Here is a 16,828-nt window from a genome sequence, read left to right as displayed (position 1 = left end):
ATGTCGCTACCGCTAGTTGTATTACTGCCATTTCTGGGGGCCATAGCAGCGCCTCTGTTTGCCCAGGGCGGGCGAACGGCCATCGCAATAGCCTCATCTGTACCTGCACTGATTGCGCTGGCAGCGCTGTTTCCACACTGGTCTGTTCTCTCTGCAGGCGGCACTGTGCTGCACGCCTACGAGTGGCTGCCTGCACTCGGGATCTCTTTCAGTTTTCGCCTGGATGGCCTGGCACTTCTGTTTGCCCTGCTGATACTGGTCATTGGCCTTCTGGTTATTGTTTACTCCCACTACTATTTGAGCGCCAAGGAGAATGTAGCCAAGTTCTACTCTCTGCTTCTATGCTTCAAAGGCTCCATGCTAGGCATTGTGCTTTCCGGCAACCTGCTGTTGATGCTCATTTTCTGGGAACTTACCAGCCTGACCTCCTTCCTGCTGATCAGCTTCTGGACTCATAAACAGGACGCCCGGCGCGGCGCCCGGATGGCACTCGCGATAACTGGCGGCGGCGGCCTGGCGCTGATGGCCGGCATACTGCTCATCGGCAATATTGTTGGCAGTTTTGAGCTGGATGACGTGCTCGCAGCCGGTGATCAAATCAAAGCCCACGCTTTGTACCCGGTTGCATTGACTCTGATTCTGCTCGGCGCCTTTACAAAATCCGCCCAGTTTCCTTTTCATTTCTGGCTTCCCCATGCCATGCAGGCCCCCACGCCGATTTCCGCTTACCTGCACTCAGCTACCATGGTAAAAGCGGGAATCTTTCTTATGGCGCGTTTGTATCCAGCGTTGGCGGGCACCGAACAGTGGTTCTACATGGTCAGTTTCACCGGCATGGCCACCCTGCTTCTTGGCGCGTATATCGCCATGTTCAAACACGATCTGAAAGGGCTGCTTGCCTATTCAACCGTAAGCCACCTGGGCCTTATAACCCTTCTGTTGGGCATGGGCACCCAACTGGCCGCCGTTGCAGCGATATTCCACGTAATCAACCATGCTACCTTCAAGGCTTCACTGTTCATGGCCGCAGGTATCATTGACCATGAAACTGGCACCCGCGATATGCGGCGCATCAACGGGCTCTGGCGCTATATGCCTCACACCGCAACCCTGGCCATGGTTGCTGCCTCTTCAATGGCAGGCGTTCCTTTGCTGAACGGCTTTCTCAGTAAGGAAATGTTCTTTGCCGAATCCTTGCAGCTCAATCTTCCCGGTCTTTGGGCCTGGATTCCTCCCATTGTTGCAACGCTCGCGGGCATATTTGCGGTTGCCTATTCGGCCCGGTTCGTTCATGACGTATTCTTCAATGGCAAGCCGGTCGATCTACCCAAATTCCCCCCCCATGAACCTCCCCGTTACATGAAGTTTCCGGTGGAGATTCTTGTCTTCGCCTGCATCATGGTGGGCGTGTTTCCAACCATCTCTGTAGGGCCACTGCTGTATTCTGCCGCGTCTGCCACCCTTGGTGGAGAAGTACCGGATTATCAACTGGCGATCCTGCATGGCTTTAATCTGCCACTGTTGATGAGTTTCCTGGCCTTCTTCGGTGGCCTGCTGATGTACACACAACGCCAGCGCTTTTTCGATTTCCATGCGCAACTCCGGGAAGTGGATGGCAAGGCTGTATTCGAGTTTGGGGTGTCAAAGATCGAAGACATGGCTCACCGCTTTACAGGGTGGCTCGAAAACGGTTCTTTGCAGCGCTACGCCATGCTTCTGGTGATCAGCGTTATTGCGGTAGCGGTCATGCCGCTTGCGGAGAATGGCCTGTATATTGGTGAGAACGGGCTCAGTGCTGTGGATTGGCCAACAGGCATTGCTGCTGGCGTGCTCATTATCTCTGCTCTGGCCACCGCGCGCTGGCACCGGGAGCGCTTTTACGCGCTGGTGCTTTTGAGCGTTGTTGGCCTGATTGTAGCGCTGGCTTTTGCCCGTTTTTCTGCGCCGGATCTGGCCATGACTCAGCTATCAGTGGAAGTTGTTACCATCGTCCTGCTGATGCTGGCGCTTTACTACATGCCCTCCTGGACCCCCGTGGAAAGCTCGAAAGGCCGTCGCTCCCGCGATTTGCTGATTGCTCTCGCTGTGGGAGTCGGCATGACGCTGATTACTCTGGCCATGCTAACCCAGCCGTTCAGCTCCATTTCCGAGTTTTTCCTGGAAAACAGCAAGCCAGGCGGTGGCGGAACCAACGTGGTTAACGTAATCCTGGTCGACTTCCGTGGCTTCGATACTCTGGGTGAGATAACAGTACTGGCCATTGCAGCGCTTGGCATCTACGCCATGCTCAAAGACACCGCACTGACACCTCCGCCGGGAGACGGCCTGGGCCATGCCTGGACACGGGACAACTACCCGCTGATGCTGCGGCAAGTTGCTCGGCCTATGCTGCCGCTGGCGCTTATGGTATCTGCGTATATTTTCCTGCGCGGGCATAACTTGCCGGGAGGCGGATTTATTGCTGGTTTAATTACTTCTGTGGCACTGATTCTTCAGTACATCGCCAGTGGTATGGTTTGGACTCAGGATCGCATCCCGCTCCGGTACCACAACGTTATTGGCCTCGGTTTACTGTTTGCAACCATCGCCGGAGCCGGTAGCCTGGCCTATGGCTACCCCTTCCTGACAACTGCATTTGGTTACATCACCTGGCCCTTTGTGGGCAAATTCGAGGTTGCCTCGGCTCTGGTGTTTGACTTAGGGGTGTACCTGGCAGTAATTGGCGCAACCTTGCTGGCACTGGTAAGCATTGGCCGACTGTCGCCTCATTCGGCCATCAAAAGCAAAGGGGAGGGAGTGTAATGGAGCTACTATTTGCATTGGTTATTGGCGCTTTGACCGCTTCTGGAGTTTATCTATTACTGCGTGCTCGCACCTTCCCTGTGATCATGGGGCTCACTCTGCTTTCCTACGGTGTGAACCTTTTCCTGTTTGCCTCCGGGCGCCTCGCTACAGGCCAGCAGCCGGTTATCGGAACGACAACAAGCTATTCCGACCCACTGCCCCAAGCGCTGGTACTGACAGCTATCGTGATAGGTTTTGCCATGACCGCATTTCTGGTTGTTCTGTCTCTGCGCAACCTGGCCGACAATGAAAATGACCATGTGGATGGCCCGCGCGAGGAAATCCTGCCGGAGTCAAAACAGGAACAGGAGGCATCCAGCAAATGACTCACTGGCTAATTGCTCCCATTCTGATTCCACTGCTCGGCGGTATTTTGCAGGTGTTCATGGGTTACGCTCCTATCAGCCTGCGCCGCACTCTGGCAATCGCTACCACAGTGCTGATGCTGGTATCCGCAGTTGTACTGTTGGCACTTGCCAGCGATGGCAGCTACCGCGCCTATGCCTTTGGCAACTGGCAGCCTCCTTTTGGCATTGTGCTGGTGCTCGACCGGCTGGCTGCTCTGATGCTCGTATTAACAGCTGTACTCGGCCTGTTCTGTCACATCTACGCCAGTGGCGGTGCGGATGAGGGCAACAGGCAGTTTCATACCCTGTTCCTGTTTCAGCTAATGGGCCTGAATATCGCTTTTCTGACCGGCGACCTGTTCAACCTGTTCGTTGCTTTTGAAGTTCTACTGATTGCCTCTTATGGCCTGCTCATGCATGGCGGCGGCACTACCCGAACTGTGCCGGGGCTGCACTACGTTACTCTGAACCTTGCAGGGTCAGCACTGTTCCTGATCAGTGTAGGCATGATTTACAGCGTTACCGGAACCCTGAACATGGCGGATCTGGCTGTAAAAATTCCGCAGGTTTCTGGCAACAACCTTAACCTTGTAAAAGCCGGTGGCATGATGCTATTGGTTGTTTTTGGACTCAAAGCCGCCATTCTGCCGCTGTGCTTCTGGCTACCAAAGGCCTATGCCAGAGCTACCGCTCCTGTCGCTGCTCTTTTTGCAGTTATGACCAAGGTGGGCATCTATGCCATTGTGAGAATCTACCCCCTGATCTTTGGTGAGGGCGCAGGTGAGCTGGCCAACCTTGGAATGGACTGGCTCTTCCCTCTGGCATTGGTCACGCTGAGCATGGGCGTTATCGGGGCGCTGGGCGCTGATAACCTGAAAACACTGGTAGCCTGGCAGGTCATTATTTCCGTGGGCACACTGCTTGCTCCTATCGCGCTCGGCTCTGAAGCTGGCTTGTCTGCCGCACTATTCTATCTGGTCAGCACCACCTGGACGGTTGCTGCCCTGTTTCTGGTTTCCGAGCTGGTCGCGAGCCAGCGTGGCACAGCAGCTGACAGCATAGTAACTGCACCCCAAATGCGCCACAGGACATTCCTGAGCGTGCTGTTTCTAATTGGTGCTGTAGCTGCTGCTGGCCTACCTCCTTTGGGTGGATTTTTCGGTAAGCTACTGATTTTAAAAGCAGTTGAGCCCGGAACTCAAATGGCTTGGCTCTGGGGCGTTCTGCTGGCTGGCGGTTTCTTCACGCTCATTGCCTACAGCCGGGCCGGCAGCATCGTTTTCTGGTGGAACGTGGACGGTCACCTGGAAACTCCGGAACCCCTGAACAACAGAGTTGCAATATCCACGGGTATTCTGACCTGCCTGACCTTACTCATCGTTATTTTGGCCGGCCCCCTAAGCGACTATACCCGCGCCACTGCTGAACAGCTTTACGACAACCGCGGTTATATCAATATTCTGCAAACGCCTGTGCACGTTCCGCAGAACCCACTGGTCGGGGAGGTAAATTGATGTTTGATCGCCTGAGTTTTCCGCAACCCTGGCTGAGCCTGATTCTTTTCGTTACCTGGCAGATACTTAGCGATGGCGTATCCGGTGGCAGTGTTGTGCTGGGTTTGATTCTGGCCTGGCTGATTCCCCAGATAACTCACGGTTTCTGGCCTGAGCGCCCTGCCTTCGTGAAGTCCTGGCGCATGCCTGGCTATATACTGCGAGTGCTGAAGGATATCGTGATAGCCAGTTTTTCTGTGGCTTGGCTGATTCTCAGCCCACGCACGCCGCGCCCTGCGTTCGTCAATTATCCGCTAACGCTGGATCATCCTTTGGCGATTTCAATCCTGGCGAGCACCATATCGCTCACACCCGGAACCGTCAGCGCAGATGTTAGCGATGACAACAAGAGCCTGTTAATCCACGCGCTGGACGCGACCAGCGACCAGGACGTTATTGACGCCATTTACAACAGCTACGAAAAGCCGCTGATGGAGATGTTCCGATGATTACCATTGCTCTGTACCTCACCATTGCCATGGTAACCCTGGCTGCTCTGCTCAACGTGTATCGCTTGATCGTGGGGCCAGATGAGCCAGACCGTGTTCTGGCGATTGATACGCTTTATATTAATGCCATTGCACTGATTATCCTGCTGGGTATTACGCTGGGAACGCGCATGTACCTGGAATCTGCTTTGTTGATTGCCGTTATGGGCTTTGTCAGCACTGTGGCTATGGCCAAATACCTGAAGCGCGGCAGCGTTATTGAGTAACAATCGGAGATAAGTCATGAGCCCACTTGCAGAATATGCAATATCGGCACTGCTGCTATTCGGTGGTGCTTTTACGCTGGTCGGTGCAATCGGTCTGGCGCGACTGCCAGATTTTTACACACGGCTGCATGGCCCCACAAAGGCAACCACCGTAGGCGTGGGGGCCATCATGGTCAGCTCGGTGATCTATTTCAGCGCCATGGGTGAAGATATCGGTATATCAGAAGTGCTGATTACCGTGTTTTTGTTCATGACTGCGCCGGTGAGCGCCAACATGCTGGCTAAAGCCGCCATGCATATAGGTGTAAAAACTGTGGAAGGCACAGAGGGCAAGCCCTGGGAGCAATAATTCTGCCCGGCCGCTAAAGGTAGGGGGTCTTTGCAAGCTTCCGCTCTTAAACAATTTATGTCAGATTGACCCAACTCCTCAGACAACACAAAAAACAGGGAAAAAGGATTCGACACATGGCACAGACACGAATTTTACCCGCCGCTGAAAATGCCTATCAGTACCCTCTTCTGATAAAACAGTTACTGCTTTCAGGGCCAAGGTACTCTCCCGATCAGGAAATTGTGTACGCCAACCACAGCAAGTACACCTACACAGATCTGGTCGAGCGCATTCACCGCCTGGCCAACGCCCTCACCGATGCGGGGGTAAAACCGGGTGATACCGTAGCCGTTATGGACTGGGATACCCCCCGCTATCTGGAATGTTTTTTTGCCATTCCCATGATCGGCGCCATTTTGCACACCATTAACGTGCGCCTGTCGCCTGATCAGATTGTTTACACCATGAACCATGCTGAAGACGATGTCGTTCTCGTGCATGATGACTTCCTGCCCATCCTGGAAGGGTTACAAAGCGAAATAACAACCGTTAAAACCTACATCCAGCTTAGCGATGAAAAAACCGCCAAGGCCACAAAACTCGATACCGCCGGTGAATACGAAGCCCTGCTAGCCGGTGCAGCCACCGAGTTCGACTTTCCCGACTTTGACGAAAACAGCGTCGCGACTACGTTCTATACCTCTGGTACTACCGGCAACCCCAAAGGTGTTTTCTTTAGCCATCGGCAGCTGGTACTCCACACCCTGGCGATGACCGGAACGCTTTCCGCCTACGATGAGGCGCCGCTAATGCGATCCTCGTCTGTGTATATGCCGGTAACGCCCATGTTCCACGTTCACGCCTGGGGCGTTCCCTACGCAGCAACCATGATGGGTATCAAACAGGTTTATCCCGGGCGCTATGAGCCTGAACTACTGGTTGACCTGATCAAGGAACACAATGTGTCTTTCTCACACTGTGTTCCCACCATCATGCAAATGCTGATGGCTACCGAATCCATAAAAACAGCAGACTTGAGCAACTGGCAGGTGCTGATTGGTGGCAGCGCAATGACCAAAGGGCTGTGTGATGCAGCGGCTCAACTTGGCATTCGCATGTACACCGGCTATGGCATGTCTGAAACATGCCCACTGCTCAGCGCGACCCACCTGAAGCCGGAAGACCTGGAACTGCCGCTGGAGGAGCAAACTGCCAAGCGCATCAAAACCGGTATTGCCGTTCCTATGGTAGAACTGGAGATTGTCGATCCTTCAGGCAAACCAATGCCCCACGACGGCGAAGCACAAGGCGAAATCGTTGCGCGAGCTCCCTGGCTCACTCAGAGTTACTTCAAAGAGCCCGCCAAAGGTGAAGAACTCTGGGAGGGCGGCTGGCTGCACACCGGGGACGTTGCCTCCATGGAGCCGGACAATACGCTCACCATCAAGGATCGCATCAAGGACGTGATAAAAACAGGCGGCGAATGGCTATCATCTCTTGATCTGGAAAGCCTGATCAGCCAGCATCCAGCGGTCGCTGGCGCGGCTGTTGTCGGCATCAGGGATGAAAAGTGGGGTGAGAGACCTTATGCGCTCATCACTTTGAAGCCGGGTGTGCAAGCGACTCTGGAGGATATAAAGAGCCATCTCCAGAAACATGTTGATAGCGGAGAAATCAACAAGTGGGCGATACCCGAGCAGATGGATTTTGTTGAAGACATACCGAAAACCAGTGTTGGCAAGATCAACAAAAAACTCATTCGTGACCAACTGCAGTAATTTGATTCAGGATCCAAATGGCCCGCCAGGTTTTCCTGCGGGCCATTTTTTTGCGCGGCGCTAAAGCCCTGAAAAGGTGAAATCCACCTCGGGCTTCCGGCCATCAACAATATCCGCCAGCGCAGCAGCCGAACCACAGGAGTGGGTCCAACCCAGCGTTCCGTGGCCGGTATTCAAATACAAATTGGCAAAATGGCTCTTGCCCACGTAGGGCACATTGGAGGGGGTTGCTGGCCGCAAGCCTGTCCAGAACTCTGCCTGATCCCAGTCGCCAGCCTCGGGCATTATCTCTGCGGTTCTACGAACAATTGCGCGGCAGCGTGTGTAATTAAGAGTGCGGGTATAACCGCTCAGTTCGGCAGTTCCTGCAACGCGAATGCGATCACCAAGGCGCGAATAGACCAACTTGTACTCATCATCGGTGAGGCTCACATTGAAGGCGGCCTCTTCATTTTTCACGGGTACCGTAATTGAATAACCTTTCGCGGGATAAATATTCAAACTCAGCCCAACTTGGCGGGCAAGCACTGCGCTGAAACTTCCAAGGCTCAGAACATAGGCATCTGCCCTCATGGTCTGGTGATGCCCATCTTTCAGCACATGAACTCCGAGAATGCGCTCTCCCATTCGTTCTAAACCAAGAATATCGGTGTGATAACAAAATTCAACACCCGCTTCCCGGCATCGCTCTGCCAGCCCTTGAGTAAACTTGCGTGCATCACCGGATTCATCTTCCAGTGTGTAGGTTGCACCCGCTATTTGGCTCTCAATGTGCTTTAGCCCCGGCTCGATTTCTATGGCTTTCTTTGCATCAATAACCTGCCGATCACACCCCAGTTCTCGCATGATGCGCGTTGGCTCGAGGGCTCCATCAAATTCCGCCTGGTTGGTATAAAAATGCAGTATGCCCTTCGTAACCTGGTCATACTCAAGCCCAGCCTCCTGGCGCAAAGCCTGCAATTGACTCCGGCTGTAAGTGCCAAGGTTCACCATCTGGCGAATATTATGAGCCGCTTTTGCAGACGTGCATTGAGTCAGAAAAGACAGCGCCCAGCGCCACTGGGCAGGATCCATCTTTGGGCGAAACAATAGGGGCGCATCCGCTTTAAACAACCATTTCAGCACTTTTAAAGGTGCTGAGGGATTCGCCCAGGGCTCGGCGTGGGAAACAGAGACCTGCCCCCCATTTGCATAGCTGGTTTCAAGCCCTGCCTGGCTCTGCCGGTCTATCACTGTTACCTGATGCCCCTGCTTTTGCAGAAACCAGGCTGTGGTTATTCCAACAACACCTGCACCTAAAACCACTATATGCATGCTACTCTCCGGTTAACCACCTGACCGCTTAACAACCCAGCCTTTTTGTTCCAGAAGTGGGACCAACAAATCCCGCTGATCACCCTGTATTTCCACTACGCCATCTTTCACGGTGCCGCCAGTTCCACACTTGGCCTTGAGCACCTTTGCGTAGGCTTTAAGCTCTTTGTCATCCATGGGAATACCCGTAACCAGAGTGACGCCCTTACCCTTACGGCCTTTGGTCTCACGGCTAACCCGCACAATGCCATCACTTTCCGGGCGCCGCGAATCACCACAAGTGCATTCTGAAACAGCATTGCGGCATTCGGGACACATTCGCCCTTGCTCGGTTGAAAATACCAGCCCGCCTGAAGATCGCTTTGCCATTCATCCTCCCAGTATCTGCCCTTGAAGCCACGGCTTCATCAGAGCCCTGTGTTTATCAATCCAGTTCAGGAGGATACTTGCTGAACATCTCTGCGACCACTTCGTCTATGAGTTTTCCGCGCTTTTCAGGGGTCTGTGTTTCATTGAGGTAACGGCGACTGGCTGCACGCCAAACAACTTCCTTCGAGTTAGTGTCAACCAATTCGACGACCAGCTTCCCTTCTTTTACTTCACGCACGGGTGGCGGTGCCGAAAGCCCCCATCCAAAGTTCCCGGTACCAAAGCCTAAACCTAAGCCCACGCCAGATTGTTCAAGACGCTCCTCCTCCACAATCCGCCAGCTAGCAAGAAGGTCGGCTTCCGACTCTGCCACCTTACGCAAGGATTTAAGGTTCAGCTCCCGTTCCACCGCATTCTGCACACGGCTTCCATCGAGAGAAATAAAGGAAGGTTCGCCGGGGCCGGACACAAAAGCCCATGTTGCATAGTTGCTGAACACCGCGGCTGAGTTGTAATCAGTCACCACATTGCTGGCACACCCGGTCATTACCAGTGTCACCAGTGCTGCCATCAGAAGACGAGCCATTGTCCACCCCTTGGTTTCTTGGTTTCCTGATTCCAGTATACGCATAAGCCACTTGCCCGATGTATTTTTGCCCAGTCATGTTTCGAAACTGTAATCCAGTTTATGAGCATCACTGAATGCTGTGAACTCTTCCATCAGGTCTTCCGGCACAAGTACCCGAGCTGTTACAGAAGTGCCGTAATCGATTGAGTCCAGTTCTACTTTATTAACTTCACACCAATGCCGTAACGGCTGCTCGTCGGCAAACCCCATGGTTATATCTACTGCATTGAGTGGCTTATGGAACACTCTTTCCACTTCTGAAAGCACACTTTCCGCCGCACCCGCATAGGCTCTCACAAGCCCCCCTGCACCCAGTTTGATACCGCCGAAATATCGAACAACAATCACCAGAACGTCACCCATATCCTTGTGCTGAATCACGCTCAGAATTGGCTTGCCTGCGGTACCGGATGGTTCTCCATCGTCATTCATCGCTGCTTCAGCGGCTGACCCGGGGCGCCCAATCTGATAGGCCCAGCAGATATGACGAGCATCCGGGTAGTCCTGATGAGCCTTTTCCAGCCATTCCCGCACCTCGTCCCGTGAAGCTACGGGTGCAATACGTGCAATAAAACGGCTTTTTTTGATTTCTGTTTCGCGCTCAAGATAGCCGGCAGGTACGGGATAATCTTTTTTCATGAACTCGCCTGTAGTCTCATTAATTGACGGCGAACACGGGCAGCCGGGCTTCTACCTGTAAACCACCGCGCTTGCTGTTCGTTGCTGTTATTTCCCCATCGTGGGCAAGAATAATATCCTTAGCTATTGCCAGGCCCAATCCCCAGCCCTGCCCACCCCGGGATTTGTCCGCCCTGTAAAAGGGCTCAAACAGTTGTGCCAAAACATCATCCGCAACACCTGGCCCCTCATCTTCGATCGCCAGTTTGATCCAGCCGTCCATCAGCGCCAACCTCACATGCACCACCTTACCCGGCGGGGTGTGATCCAGGGCGTTCTGCAGAATGTTGTCGAAAGCCCGATGCAGCAATCCGGCGTCACCCAATACGGTCACACCGGTGCACTCAGGCGCTGAAACAAGTTTGCAATCCACTCGCTGATGCGTGGCGTAATCCGCTGCATCCTGCAATACATCGTTCAGGAGCTGCATAGGGCTCAAGGGTTCCCGTGAAATACCACCACCTTGCTCCGTCACGCGGTATAGCGTCAGTATCTGGCCCGTCATAGTATCAAGCCGTTCATTCTGGCGCAGGATGCTGGCCATCAATTCGCCCTCTACGCCGCCTTCACTTGCCAGCTCAATGGCAATACGTTGGCGCGCCAACGGCGTTCGCAAGTCATGGGAAATGTCTCGCAGCAAGTGCTTTTGCCGCTCAAGCAACGCGCATAGCTGGTCTGTCATTGCATTAAATGCGGTTGCCAGCTCCCCCACTTCATCACGGCGAGCCGCGATGCGCTCACTTACGCGCAGCTCGGTACTACCGTCGGCAATAGCTTTTGCGGTCGTTTCCATATGCCGCACGGGGCGCGACACAAAACGGGCAACCAGCCAACAAGCGAGTGTAATAAGCACAAATGCAACACCCATCTCGACAAGCCGGAAAACCCTGGGCTCCAGCCAACCCTCTTGATGCATCCTTGGCCAAGCTACCAGCCGATACCCACCACCCACATCCACTATTGCTGGCTTTTGCCGGTACCAGCCAGACTCCATACGTGAGCGTATCGCTGAAGGTAGGTGGTTGGCACCATCGGTGCCGATCAGCATAAGGTGCAGGCCCAGCTCGTCGCCTTGCGCCCGGAGAAACCTGTGAGCATCCCTGCGCCCGCGGGCTTCCTGAATAGCCGCTACCTCAAGACCAAGATCCCGTAAATCAAGCTGGCGCTCGATAGCAACCCGCTCACGCTCAATTAATACGCGAGAAGCAAGGCTGCTCACTACCACTGTTACCGCCATAGCCAGCCAGATCAGCATGAAAATCCGCCAGAACAGCGGCACGATCAGCCGGCGTTTCATTCTGGCACCCGATAGCTGTATCCAAGACCACGTACCGTCTCAATTCTCGGCGGGTCGTCACTGCCCAGCTTCTTGCGAAGGTTACTGATATGCATATCCAATGTTCGGTCGAAAGCCTCAAGGCGGCGCCCCAGGGCCCATTGCATAAGGTCTGATTTACGCACCACACTGCCTGCATGGGCCAATAACACCTGTAGGACTTCATATTCGGTGGCTGTTAAATCAAGCGGTTCATCATTCTGGTAAATACGCCGGTGATCAACTTCAATGCGCAAGTCCCCAAATTGCTTCTCCGTCTTCACGACAGCCTTCTGATCCCAGGCTACCCTGCGCAGGATTGCCTGAAGCCGAGCCACCAACTCACGGGGGTTACAAGGTTTGGGAATATAGTCATCCGCACCCACCTCCAGGCCAACAATACGATCCATCTCATCGCCACGGGCAGTCAACAGCACTACCGGCAAGTGCGTTTCAGCCCGCAACTCGCGCAGCACCTCAAGCCCACTGATATCTGGCAGCATTATATCCAACACCACAATATCGCAGTGCTGACCGAGCGCCAGCGCAAGCCCGTCTTCTCCGTTGGCGGCTTCACGAACCGTGAACCCTTGACCGCTCAGATAGCGGGCGAGCAGCTCACGTAGCTCATCGTCATCCTCTACCAAAAGAACCCTGTTCTGCATCCTGACTCTCTGCCCGCTTTAGAACGCCTGAATAGACGCATGATGTGTTAACTGAAGTCTATCACGGCCCCGAGAGCATGCAGGCTCTGACTTGAACGCCTTTGCAGAACCTTTACATGGCATTGACGCTCGTTTACCAAGCCAGGCAGTACCATGGTCACCAATGAATCAACCTTCTGCTGAGAAGCAGCTAACCGTGCGAGGAAACACCATGAGCAAACGTAAGACTTCAGTTATTACCGCCGGCCTACTGGCCTCCGTTCTGTTTGCCGCCAGCCCTGCCTTGATGGCAAGTAACTCTTCGGGCAACTACGGTGACGGCCAGCGCGGCAACCAGCGCGATATGACAGAAATGTGCGACAACCTGCGTGAAGGCAAGGGGCGTTTCAATATGGAGGAGCGACAGGCGGAAATGGCCGAACGACGCGAGGCCATGGCCGAGCGCCTTAAACTTAACGAGGAACAGCGCGGAACCTGGAATGAGATTCACGAAGAAAACCGGCAGCAGCATGAAAAGCGAATGGCGAAAATGCAAAGCAAGATGAAAAAGCGATGCGATCGGCCTAAGAGGTAAGTGCGAGACAGTGCTTGGCACTGGGCCGGGGAACCACCGATCGGAAGGTAGTGTACGGAAAACCTTATCTTCTACAATCCGTAATACCCGGTCTTGTGCCCACACCTTATATAACCGAATATAAAGCATACTAATTAAAAGCTTTTCCAAGCTCTCACCGAAAACGGATTTACCAGAGGTGTCATTATGAGTTTACGCAAATCAGCCCCTATAACCGCCAGCATTCTTGCTTCTGCTCTGCTGCTATCCAGCCCTTTGGCTATGGCCCAAGGCCAAAACAGCGGGCCCCGCTTCGACGACCAGCAGCGCCAGGAAATGCAGATTGAACGTCAGCAAATGCGGGAAGAACGACAACAGATGCGCGAAGAACGCGAAATGATGCGCGCCGAGCGAATGGCATTGCGTCAAGCGGAGCGACAGCAGCAATTACTTGATCGTCAGCCCAAAATAGCAGCGCGCAATGAAGAAATCGCAAACCGCCTGAAATTGACTAAAGAGCAACGTAAGATTTGGGCAGAAATCCAGGAAGAAATGGCTGCAGAACGCCAGCAGCGCATGACGGACAGGCAAATAGAAATGCAGGAACGCCGCATGCAGAACCGGAATTAATTCTGCTTTCGTGATTGCGCGGGGAGTTATGGCGTATGGTTAGGGCAGTCTGAGCATGCCGCTCACGCCTGCACAACTAACCGGAAGATAGCACAACCATGTCCCAATCCCGCTTCAACGAATCACCAGCCATTTTCCCGGGCCCGGCAGATTGCCGGGTCACGGTGGCTCACTCAATAAACGATATTGCTCAATCCGACTGGCAGCGTCTCGCGGGCACTCACAACCCTTTTTTGCGTTATGAGTTTTTTCAGGCACTGGAGCAGACTGGCTGCACCAGCCCAACCACCGGCTGGCAACCCAGCCACCTGGTGATCCGCCAGCAAGACCAGATAACCGGTATTATCCCCGCCTTCTTGAAAAACCATTCCCGTGGCGAATACGTGTTCGACTTTGCCTGGGCCGAGGCCTATCAGCGCTATGGCCAGCATTATTATCCAAAGTTATTGATGGCCGTACCTTTTACACCTTCCCAAGGGCCAAGGTTATTGCTAGATCCAAAATTGCGCGCTGCGCTTGGCCCCAGGAAACTCCATAATCTTCTGGACACACAAATAGCCCGTATTGGCGCTCACTCCTGGCATCTTCTGTTTCCCAACACAGAGGATCAGCAGTTACTACAGGATGATGAACAGCTCCACCGTATTGGCTGTCAGTTTCATTGGCGCAATCACGGCTATGGCAGCTTCGAGGACTTCCTGAGCCAGCTCACCTCCCGCAAACGCAAATCCATTCGCAAAGAACGCCGCAAAGTGGCCGAGCAGGCGATCAGCTTCACCCGGTTTGATGGTTCAGACATTCCCGATCACGTTCTGGCGGCTTTTTATGTATTCTATCAAGCCACCTACCTGAAGCGTGGCCAACGGCCATACCTTACACAGCAGTTCTTTGAACAGATACGGGAAACCATGCCTGAACATCTGCATGTCATCATGGCGGTTAAAGATGGCGAAATGATTGCGGGCGCCTTGTTCCTGAGCGGGCAGCATACGCTTTACGGTCGTTACTGGGGTTGTCTGGAAGAATACAACCACCTGCACTTTGAGACCTGTTATTACCAGGGCATCGAACTGGCTATCGAGCTGGGCTTGAAAACCTTCGATGCAGGCGCGCAAGGGGAGCACAAGCTGGTGCGAGGATTTGAGCCGGTAATCACCCATTCATGGCACGGCATAGCGCACCCAGGATTTCGGGACGCTATTGAGGCTTTTACCCATGAGGAAGCCGAGCAGGTTATGGGGTACTACGAAGAGGCCAAAACGGTACTGCCCTTCCGGCAAAATCACGGAGCCTGACGAGCCACTCTTCAGCCTTCATCTGGCTCCGTATCCATATCAACTATCCTGAATCCGGAAACCTATTTTCAAGGACACCTGATAGTGGCCAACCTTGTCATCGACAATGTGACCACGGGTTTCCATTACCTCGAACCACTCCATATTGCGGATACTCTTCGCAGATTCCGCGAGGGCATTTTCAATGGCGTTCTCAATGCTCGTCTCTGACGAACCGACAATTTCAACTTTCTTGTACACGTGGTTATCAGACATACAAAAGCTCCTTGTACTCAGTGGCTTTCACCAAAAGCCTAGGAGACAGGCGTGCACACAGCAAGTATGTCCCGCTCAGGGTATTATTCAGGTACCGGTCCATATCTACCAGGGAGCCAAAGACGCCTTTATTTCGATAGGGTTCGCACGGCACATGGCTCTAATGGAAGGGAAACAGATAGTTCACCCAGGAAGACATCCGCAAAAGAATCTTCCGCATAATCGCAACATGGTGAAAGTGGTCGCTATATACCGCGCTTTGCCCAAAGGCACCGCCAGGAACTGTCCCGGCGTACTGCTTGAACTCCGGGTCCGTAATTTCAATCAGCACTGGAATGCGGCCTGGATACACTGCCGTCTGCGGATTGATCAGGTTGCCACTTGCCTGTACCTGCCCTTCAGACAGTGCCGGTAAAACGCTTTTAACCTTACCGCTAAATACCTGCCCAGGCAGGCCATTTAGTGCGACTTCAGCCTCATTGCCAACTTGCAAACGCAGCAAGCTGTTTTGGCGATACCAGCCAACAAAGTAGAGATCTTCGGCGTGCACGAACACCATAACCGGCCGCAGCGGCAGGGATACAGCCATCATTCCGGGCCTTAATGCAAGCTGCGCAACATAGCCGTCCGTTGGTGCTCTGACAACCGTCTCACTGAGGTTAAACTCCGCTTCCGCGAGTTGGGCCTGCAAAGTATCGACCTTTGCCTTGCTGAGGTCTGCCGTGCGCTGGCTGCCTGCACCACGCTTTACCAGACTCAGAGCCCGTTGTTGATCAACCCTGGCAGACTTTAGTTGCGCCTTTATCGAGTCAACCTTGAACTGATAGGGTTTGGGATCAATCACAAACAGCACATCGTTCTTCTTTACTTTGGTGCCACCTTGAACTTTGACATCAATAACCCGGCCGCTAACGGTTGGTACAATTGGCGTAGTAACAAAGTAGTCACGACTCATCTCGGAAAACGGGTGATTGTAGTTCATGCTGAATATCAGCCCGCCAATAAGAATAACACCGCCTAAAACTGCGGTAGGCACCGACCACTTGTTTAATGGAATTCTAAAAATCTTGAATATAGCGATGCACAGTGCGGTATAGGTAAGAATTAATAAGAGATCCATTAGAGGGCTTCTCCCGACGACTGGCTATCTGATTGCTGCAACTGCGCAACCTGCGCGCTAAGCTCGGATACTTGAGCCTGTAGTTCGGCGATAGATTCGACCTCGACCCCTGCCTTCTCCACCACGCCACGCTTGTTGAAACCCCAGCCCCTGTCCTCACGATAAAGGGTTGCCCAAATCCACAGAAAAGGCCAAATGACGTGCAGTGTCAGCAAACTGATCCATCCCGCCACATGAATAGCATCGGCATGAGGATGATGCCGCTTCTCAGCTATGTCATAAGGGATGTCGTGAATCACAATGATGCCGTAAAAGACAGTTATGGCGGCAAAAATCAGTATGCCAAGAGCAACATAGTCAAGCATGGCCGGGAGGGCTCCGCATTATGAGCTTCTTTATAGGGTAGGCACTTGACAATAGCGGGAAATACCGAACGCT

19 protein-coding genes are annotated in these 16,828 nt (G+C 53.4%); 10 read left to right on the top strand and 9 right to left on the bottom strand.

What is annotated here, in order from left to right; all coding sequences use genetic code 11:
• The 7 genes from CDH47_RS04140 to CDH47_RS04110 all read left to right on the top strand — a co-directional run bounded on the left by CDH47_RS04140 (position 1) and on the right by CDH47_RS04110 (position 7,568).
• Complete coding sequence (locus CDH47_RS04140; protein WP_100638540.1) at positions 1-2,802, top strand: monovalent cation/H+ antiporter subunit A; 2,802 nt, start codon at positions 1-3, stop codon at positions 2,800-2,802.
• Complete coding sequence (locus tag CDH47_RS04135; protein WP_100638539.1) at positions 2,802-3,170, top strand: Na+/H+ antiporter subunit C; 369 nt, start codon at positions 2,802-2,804, stop codon at positions 3,168-3,170. The genes CDH47_RS04140 and CDH47_RS04135 overlap by 1 nt, the downstream gene beginning before the upstream one ends.
• Positions 3,167-4,705 carry a monovalent cation/H+ antiporter subunit D gene (locus CDH47_RS04130; protein WP_100638538.1) on the top strand — a complete coding sequence of 513 codons (1,539 nt, stop codon included), beginning with the start codon at positions 3,167-3,169 and terminating at the stop codon, positions 4,703-4,705. Before CDH47_RS04135 ends, CDH47_RS04130 begins: the two co-directional genes overlap by 4 nt.
• Entirely contained in the window at positions 4,705-5,193 is a 489-nt protein-coding gene (locus tag CDH47_RS04125; RefSeq protein WP_100638537.1) for a Na+/H+ antiporter subunit E, read from the top strand. Before CDH47_RS04130 ends, CDH47_RS04125 begins: the two co-directional genes overlap by 1 nt.
• The gene (locus CDH47_RS04120; protein WP_100638536.1) at positions 5,190-5,459 is read left to right on the top strand and encodes a K+/H+ antiporter subunit F; all 270 of its coding nucleotides are present in this window, start codon (positions 5,190-5,192) and stop codon (positions 5,457-5,459) included. The genes CDH47_RS04125 and CDH47_RS04120 overlap by 4 nt, the downstream gene beginning before the upstream one ends.
• Positions 5,460-5,475: 16 nt before the next feature.
• Positions 5,476-5,808 (top strand): Na+/H+ antiporter subunit G, encoded by a 333-nt coding sequence (locus tag CDH47_RS04115; protein WP_100638535.1) that lies wholly within the window; start codon positions 5,476-5,478, stop codon positions 5,806-5,808.
• A gap of 116 nt (positions 5,809-5,924) precedes the next feature.
• Positions 5,925-7,568, top strand: coding sequence for a fatty acid--CoA ligase (locus CDH47_RS04110; RefSeq protein ID WP_100638534.1), 1,644 nt, complete (start codon positions 5,925-5,927; stop codon positions 7,566-7,568).
• Positions 7,569-7,628: 60 nt separating this feature from the next.
• Here CDH47_RS04110 and CDH47_RS04105 read toward each other — a convergent pair whose 3' ends face one another.
• The 6 genes from CDH47_RS04105 to CDH47_RS04080 all read right to left on the bottom strand — a co-directional run bounded on the left by CDH47_RS04105 (position 7,629) and on the right by CDH47_RS04080 (position 12,537).
• Positions 7,629-8,882: a D-amino acid dehydrogenase gene (locus tag CDH47_RS04105; RefSeq protein WP_100638533.1), complete on the bottom strand. Its 1,254-nt coding sequence runs from the start codon at positions 8,880-8,882 to the stop codon at positions 7,629-7,631.
• Positions 8,883-8,894: 12 nt separating this feature from the next.
• Positions 8,895-9,251: a translation initiation factor Sui1 gene (locus CDH47_RS04100; RefSeq protein WP_100638532.1), complete on the bottom strand. Its 357-nt coding sequence runs from the start codon at positions 9,249-9,251 to the stop codon at positions 8,895-8,897.
• A gap of 55 nt (positions 9,252-9,306) precedes the next feature.
• On the bottom strand, positions 9,307-9,837 hold the full coding sequence (locus CDH47_RS04095) for a DUF4136 domain-containing protein (RefSeq protein WP_100638763.1): 531 nt from the start codon (positions 9,835-9,837) through the stop codon (positions 9,307-9,309).
• A gap of 75 nt (positions 9,838-9,912) precedes the next feature.
• Positions 9,913-10,518 carry a YigZ family protein gene (locus CDH47_RS04090; protein ID WP_100638531.1) on the bottom strand — a complete coding sequence of 202 codons (606 nt, stop codon included), beginning with the start codon at positions 10,516-10,518 and terminating at the stop codon, positions 9,913-9,915.
• Between the two features lie 19 nt (positions 10,519-10,537).
• Positions 10,538-11,854, bottom strand: coding sequence for a sensor histidine kinase (locus CDH47_RS04085; RefSeq protein WP_100638530.1), 1,317 nt, complete (start codon positions 11,852-11,854; stop codon positions 10,538-10,540).
• A complete protein-coding gene (locus CDH47_RS04080) occupies positions 11,851-12,537 on the bottom strand; it encodes a response regulator transcription factor (RefSeq protein ID WP_100638529.1) in 687 nt (228 codons plus the stop codon). The genes CDH47_RS04085 and CDH47_RS04080 overlap by 4 nt, the downstream gene beginning before the upstream one ends.
• A 211-nt stretch (positions 12,538-12,748) precedes the next feature.
• Here CDH47_RS04080 and CDH47_RS04075 point away from each other — a divergent pair, with 211 nt between their 5' ends.
• The 3 genes from CDH47_RS04075 (at position 12,749) to CDH47_RS04065 (ending at position 15,015) form a co-directional block, all read left to right on the top strand.
• Entirely contained in the window at positions 12,749-13,111 is a 363-nt protein-coding gene (locus CDH47_RS04075) for a hypothetical protein (RefSeq protein ID WP_100638528.1), read from the top strand.
• A 186-nt stretch (positions 13,112-13,297) separates the two neighbouring features.
• On the top strand, positions 13,298-13,720 hold the full coding sequence (locus CDH47_RS04070) for a hypothetical protein (protein WP_100638527.1): 423 nt from the start codon (positions 13,298-13,300) through the stop codon (positions 13,718-13,720).
• Between the two features lie 98 nt (positions 13,721-13,818).
• Positions 13,819-15,015: a GNAT family N-acetyltransferase gene (locus CDH47_RS04065; protein WP_100638526.1), complete on the top strand. Its 1,197-nt coding sequence runs from the start codon at positions 13,819-13,821 to the stop codon at positions 15,013-15,015.
• A 39-nt stretch (positions 15,016-15,054) separates the two neighbouring features.
• On the opposite strand, the gene CDH47_RS04060 is transcribed toward CDH47_RS04065, so the two are convergent.
• The 3 genes from CDH47_RS04060 to CDH47_RS04050 form a co-directional block, all read right to left on the bottom strand.
• A complete protein-coding gene (locus tag CDH47_RS04060) occupies positions 15,055-15,270 on the bottom strand; it encodes a dodecin (RefSeq protein WP_100638525.1) in 216 nt (71 codons plus the stop codon).
• A 160-nt stretch (positions 15,271-15,430) separates the two neighbouring features.
• The gene (locus CDH47_RS04055) at positions 15,431-16,390 is read right to left on the bottom strand and encodes an HlyD family secretion protein (RefSeq protein ID WP_100638524.1); all 960 of its coding nucleotides are present in this window, start codon (positions 16,388-16,390) and stop codon (positions 15,431-15,433) included.
• Entirely contained in the window at positions 16,390-16,755 is a 366-nt protein-coding gene (locus CDH47_RS04050) for a DUF3302 domain-containing protein (RefSeq protein ID WP_100638523.1), read from the bottom strand. The genes CDH47_RS04055 and CDH47_RS04050 overlap by 1 nt, the downstream gene beginning before the upstream one ends.
• Positions 16,756-16,828: the final 73 nt, after the last annotated feature.

The organism is Marinobacter salexigens (assembly GCF_002806945.1).
GTDB lineage: Bacteria > Pseudomonadota > Gammaproteobacteria > Pseudomonadales > Oleiphilaceae > Marinobacter > Marinobacter salexigens.
The sequence above is the reverse complement of the archived record's forward strand: the minus strand, read 5'-3'. Positions and strand labels throughout refer to the sequence as shown.

Bases quoted from the DNA above. Each gene is read 5' to 3' on its own strand.
- CDH47_RS04140 (WP_100638540.1), top strand. From the start codon at position 1: ATGTCGCTACCGCTAGTTGTATTACTGCCATTTCTGGGGGCCATAGCA.
- CDH47_RS04135 (WP_100638539.1), top strand. From the start codon at position 2,802: ATGGAGCTACTATTTGCATTGGTTATTGGCGCTTTGACCGCTTCTGGA.
- CDH47_RS04130 (WP_100638538.1), top strand. From the start codon at position 3,167: ATGACTCACTGGCTAATTGCTCCCATTCTGATTCCACTGCTCGGCGGT.
- CDH47_RS04125 (WP_100638537.1), top strand. From the start codon at position 4,705: ATGTTTGATCGCCTGAGTTTTCCGCAACCCTGGCTGAGCCTGATTCTT.
- CDH47_RS04120 (WP_100638536.1), top strand. From the start codon at position 5,190: ATGATTACCATTGCTCTGTACCTCACCATTGCCATGGTAACCCTGGCT.
- CDH47_RS04115 (WP_100638535.1), top strand. From the start codon at position 5,476: ATGAGCCCACTTGCAGAATATGCAATATCGGCACTGCTGCTATTCGGT.
- CDH47_RS04110 (WP_100638534.1), top strand. From the start codon at position 5,925: ATGGCACAGACACGAATTTTACCCGCCGCTGAAAATGCCTATCAGTAC.
- CDH47_RS04105 (WP_100638533.1), bottom strand. From the start codon at position 8,882: ATGCATATAGTGGTTTTAGGTGCAGGTGTTGTTGGAATAACCACAGCC.
- CDH47_RS04100 (WP_100638532.1), bottom strand. From the start codon at position 9,251: ATGGCAAAGCGATCTTCAGGCGGGCTGGTATTTTCAACCGAGCAAGGG.
- CDH47_RS04095 (WP_100638763.1), bottom strand. From the start codon at position 9,837: ATGGCTCGTCTTCTGATGGCAGCACTGGTGACACTGGTAATGACCGGG.
- CDH47_RS04090 (WP_100638531.1), bottom strand. From the start codon at position 10,518: ATGAAAAAAGATTATCCCGTACCTGCCGGCTATCTTGAGCGCGAAACA.
- CDH47_RS04085 (WP_100638530.1), bottom strand. From the start codon at position 11,854: ATGAAACGCCGGCTGATCGTGCCGCTGTTCTGGCGGATTTTCATGCTG.
- CDH47_RS04080 (WP_100638529.1), bottom strand. From the start codon at position 12,537: ATGCAGAACAGGGTTCTTTTGGTAGAGGATGACGATGAGCTACGTGAG.
- CDH47_RS04075 (WP_100638528.1), top strand. From the start codon at position 12,749: ATGAGCAAACGTAAGACTTCAGTTATTACCGCCGGCCTACTGGCCTCC.
- CDH47_RS04070 (WP_100638527.1), top strand. From the start codon at position 13,298: ATGAGTTTACGCAAATCAGCCCCTATAACCGCCAGCATTCTTGCTTCT.
- CDH47_RS04065 (WP_100638526.1), top strand. From the start codon at position 13,819: ATGTCCCAATCCCGCTTCAACGAATCACCAGCCATTTTCCCGGGCCCG.
- CDH47_RS04060 (WP_100638525.1), bottom strand. From the start codon at position 15,270: ATGTCTGATAACCACGTGTACAAGAAAGTTGAAATTGTCGGTTCGTCA.
- CDH47_RS04055 (WP_100638524.1), bottom strand. From the start codon at position 16,390: ATGGATCTCTTATTAATTCTTACCTATACCGCACTGTGCATCGCTATA.
- CDH47_RS04050 (WP_100638523.1), bottom strand. From the start codon at position 16,755: ATGCTTGACTATGTTGCTCTTGGCATACTGATTTTTGCCGCCATAACT.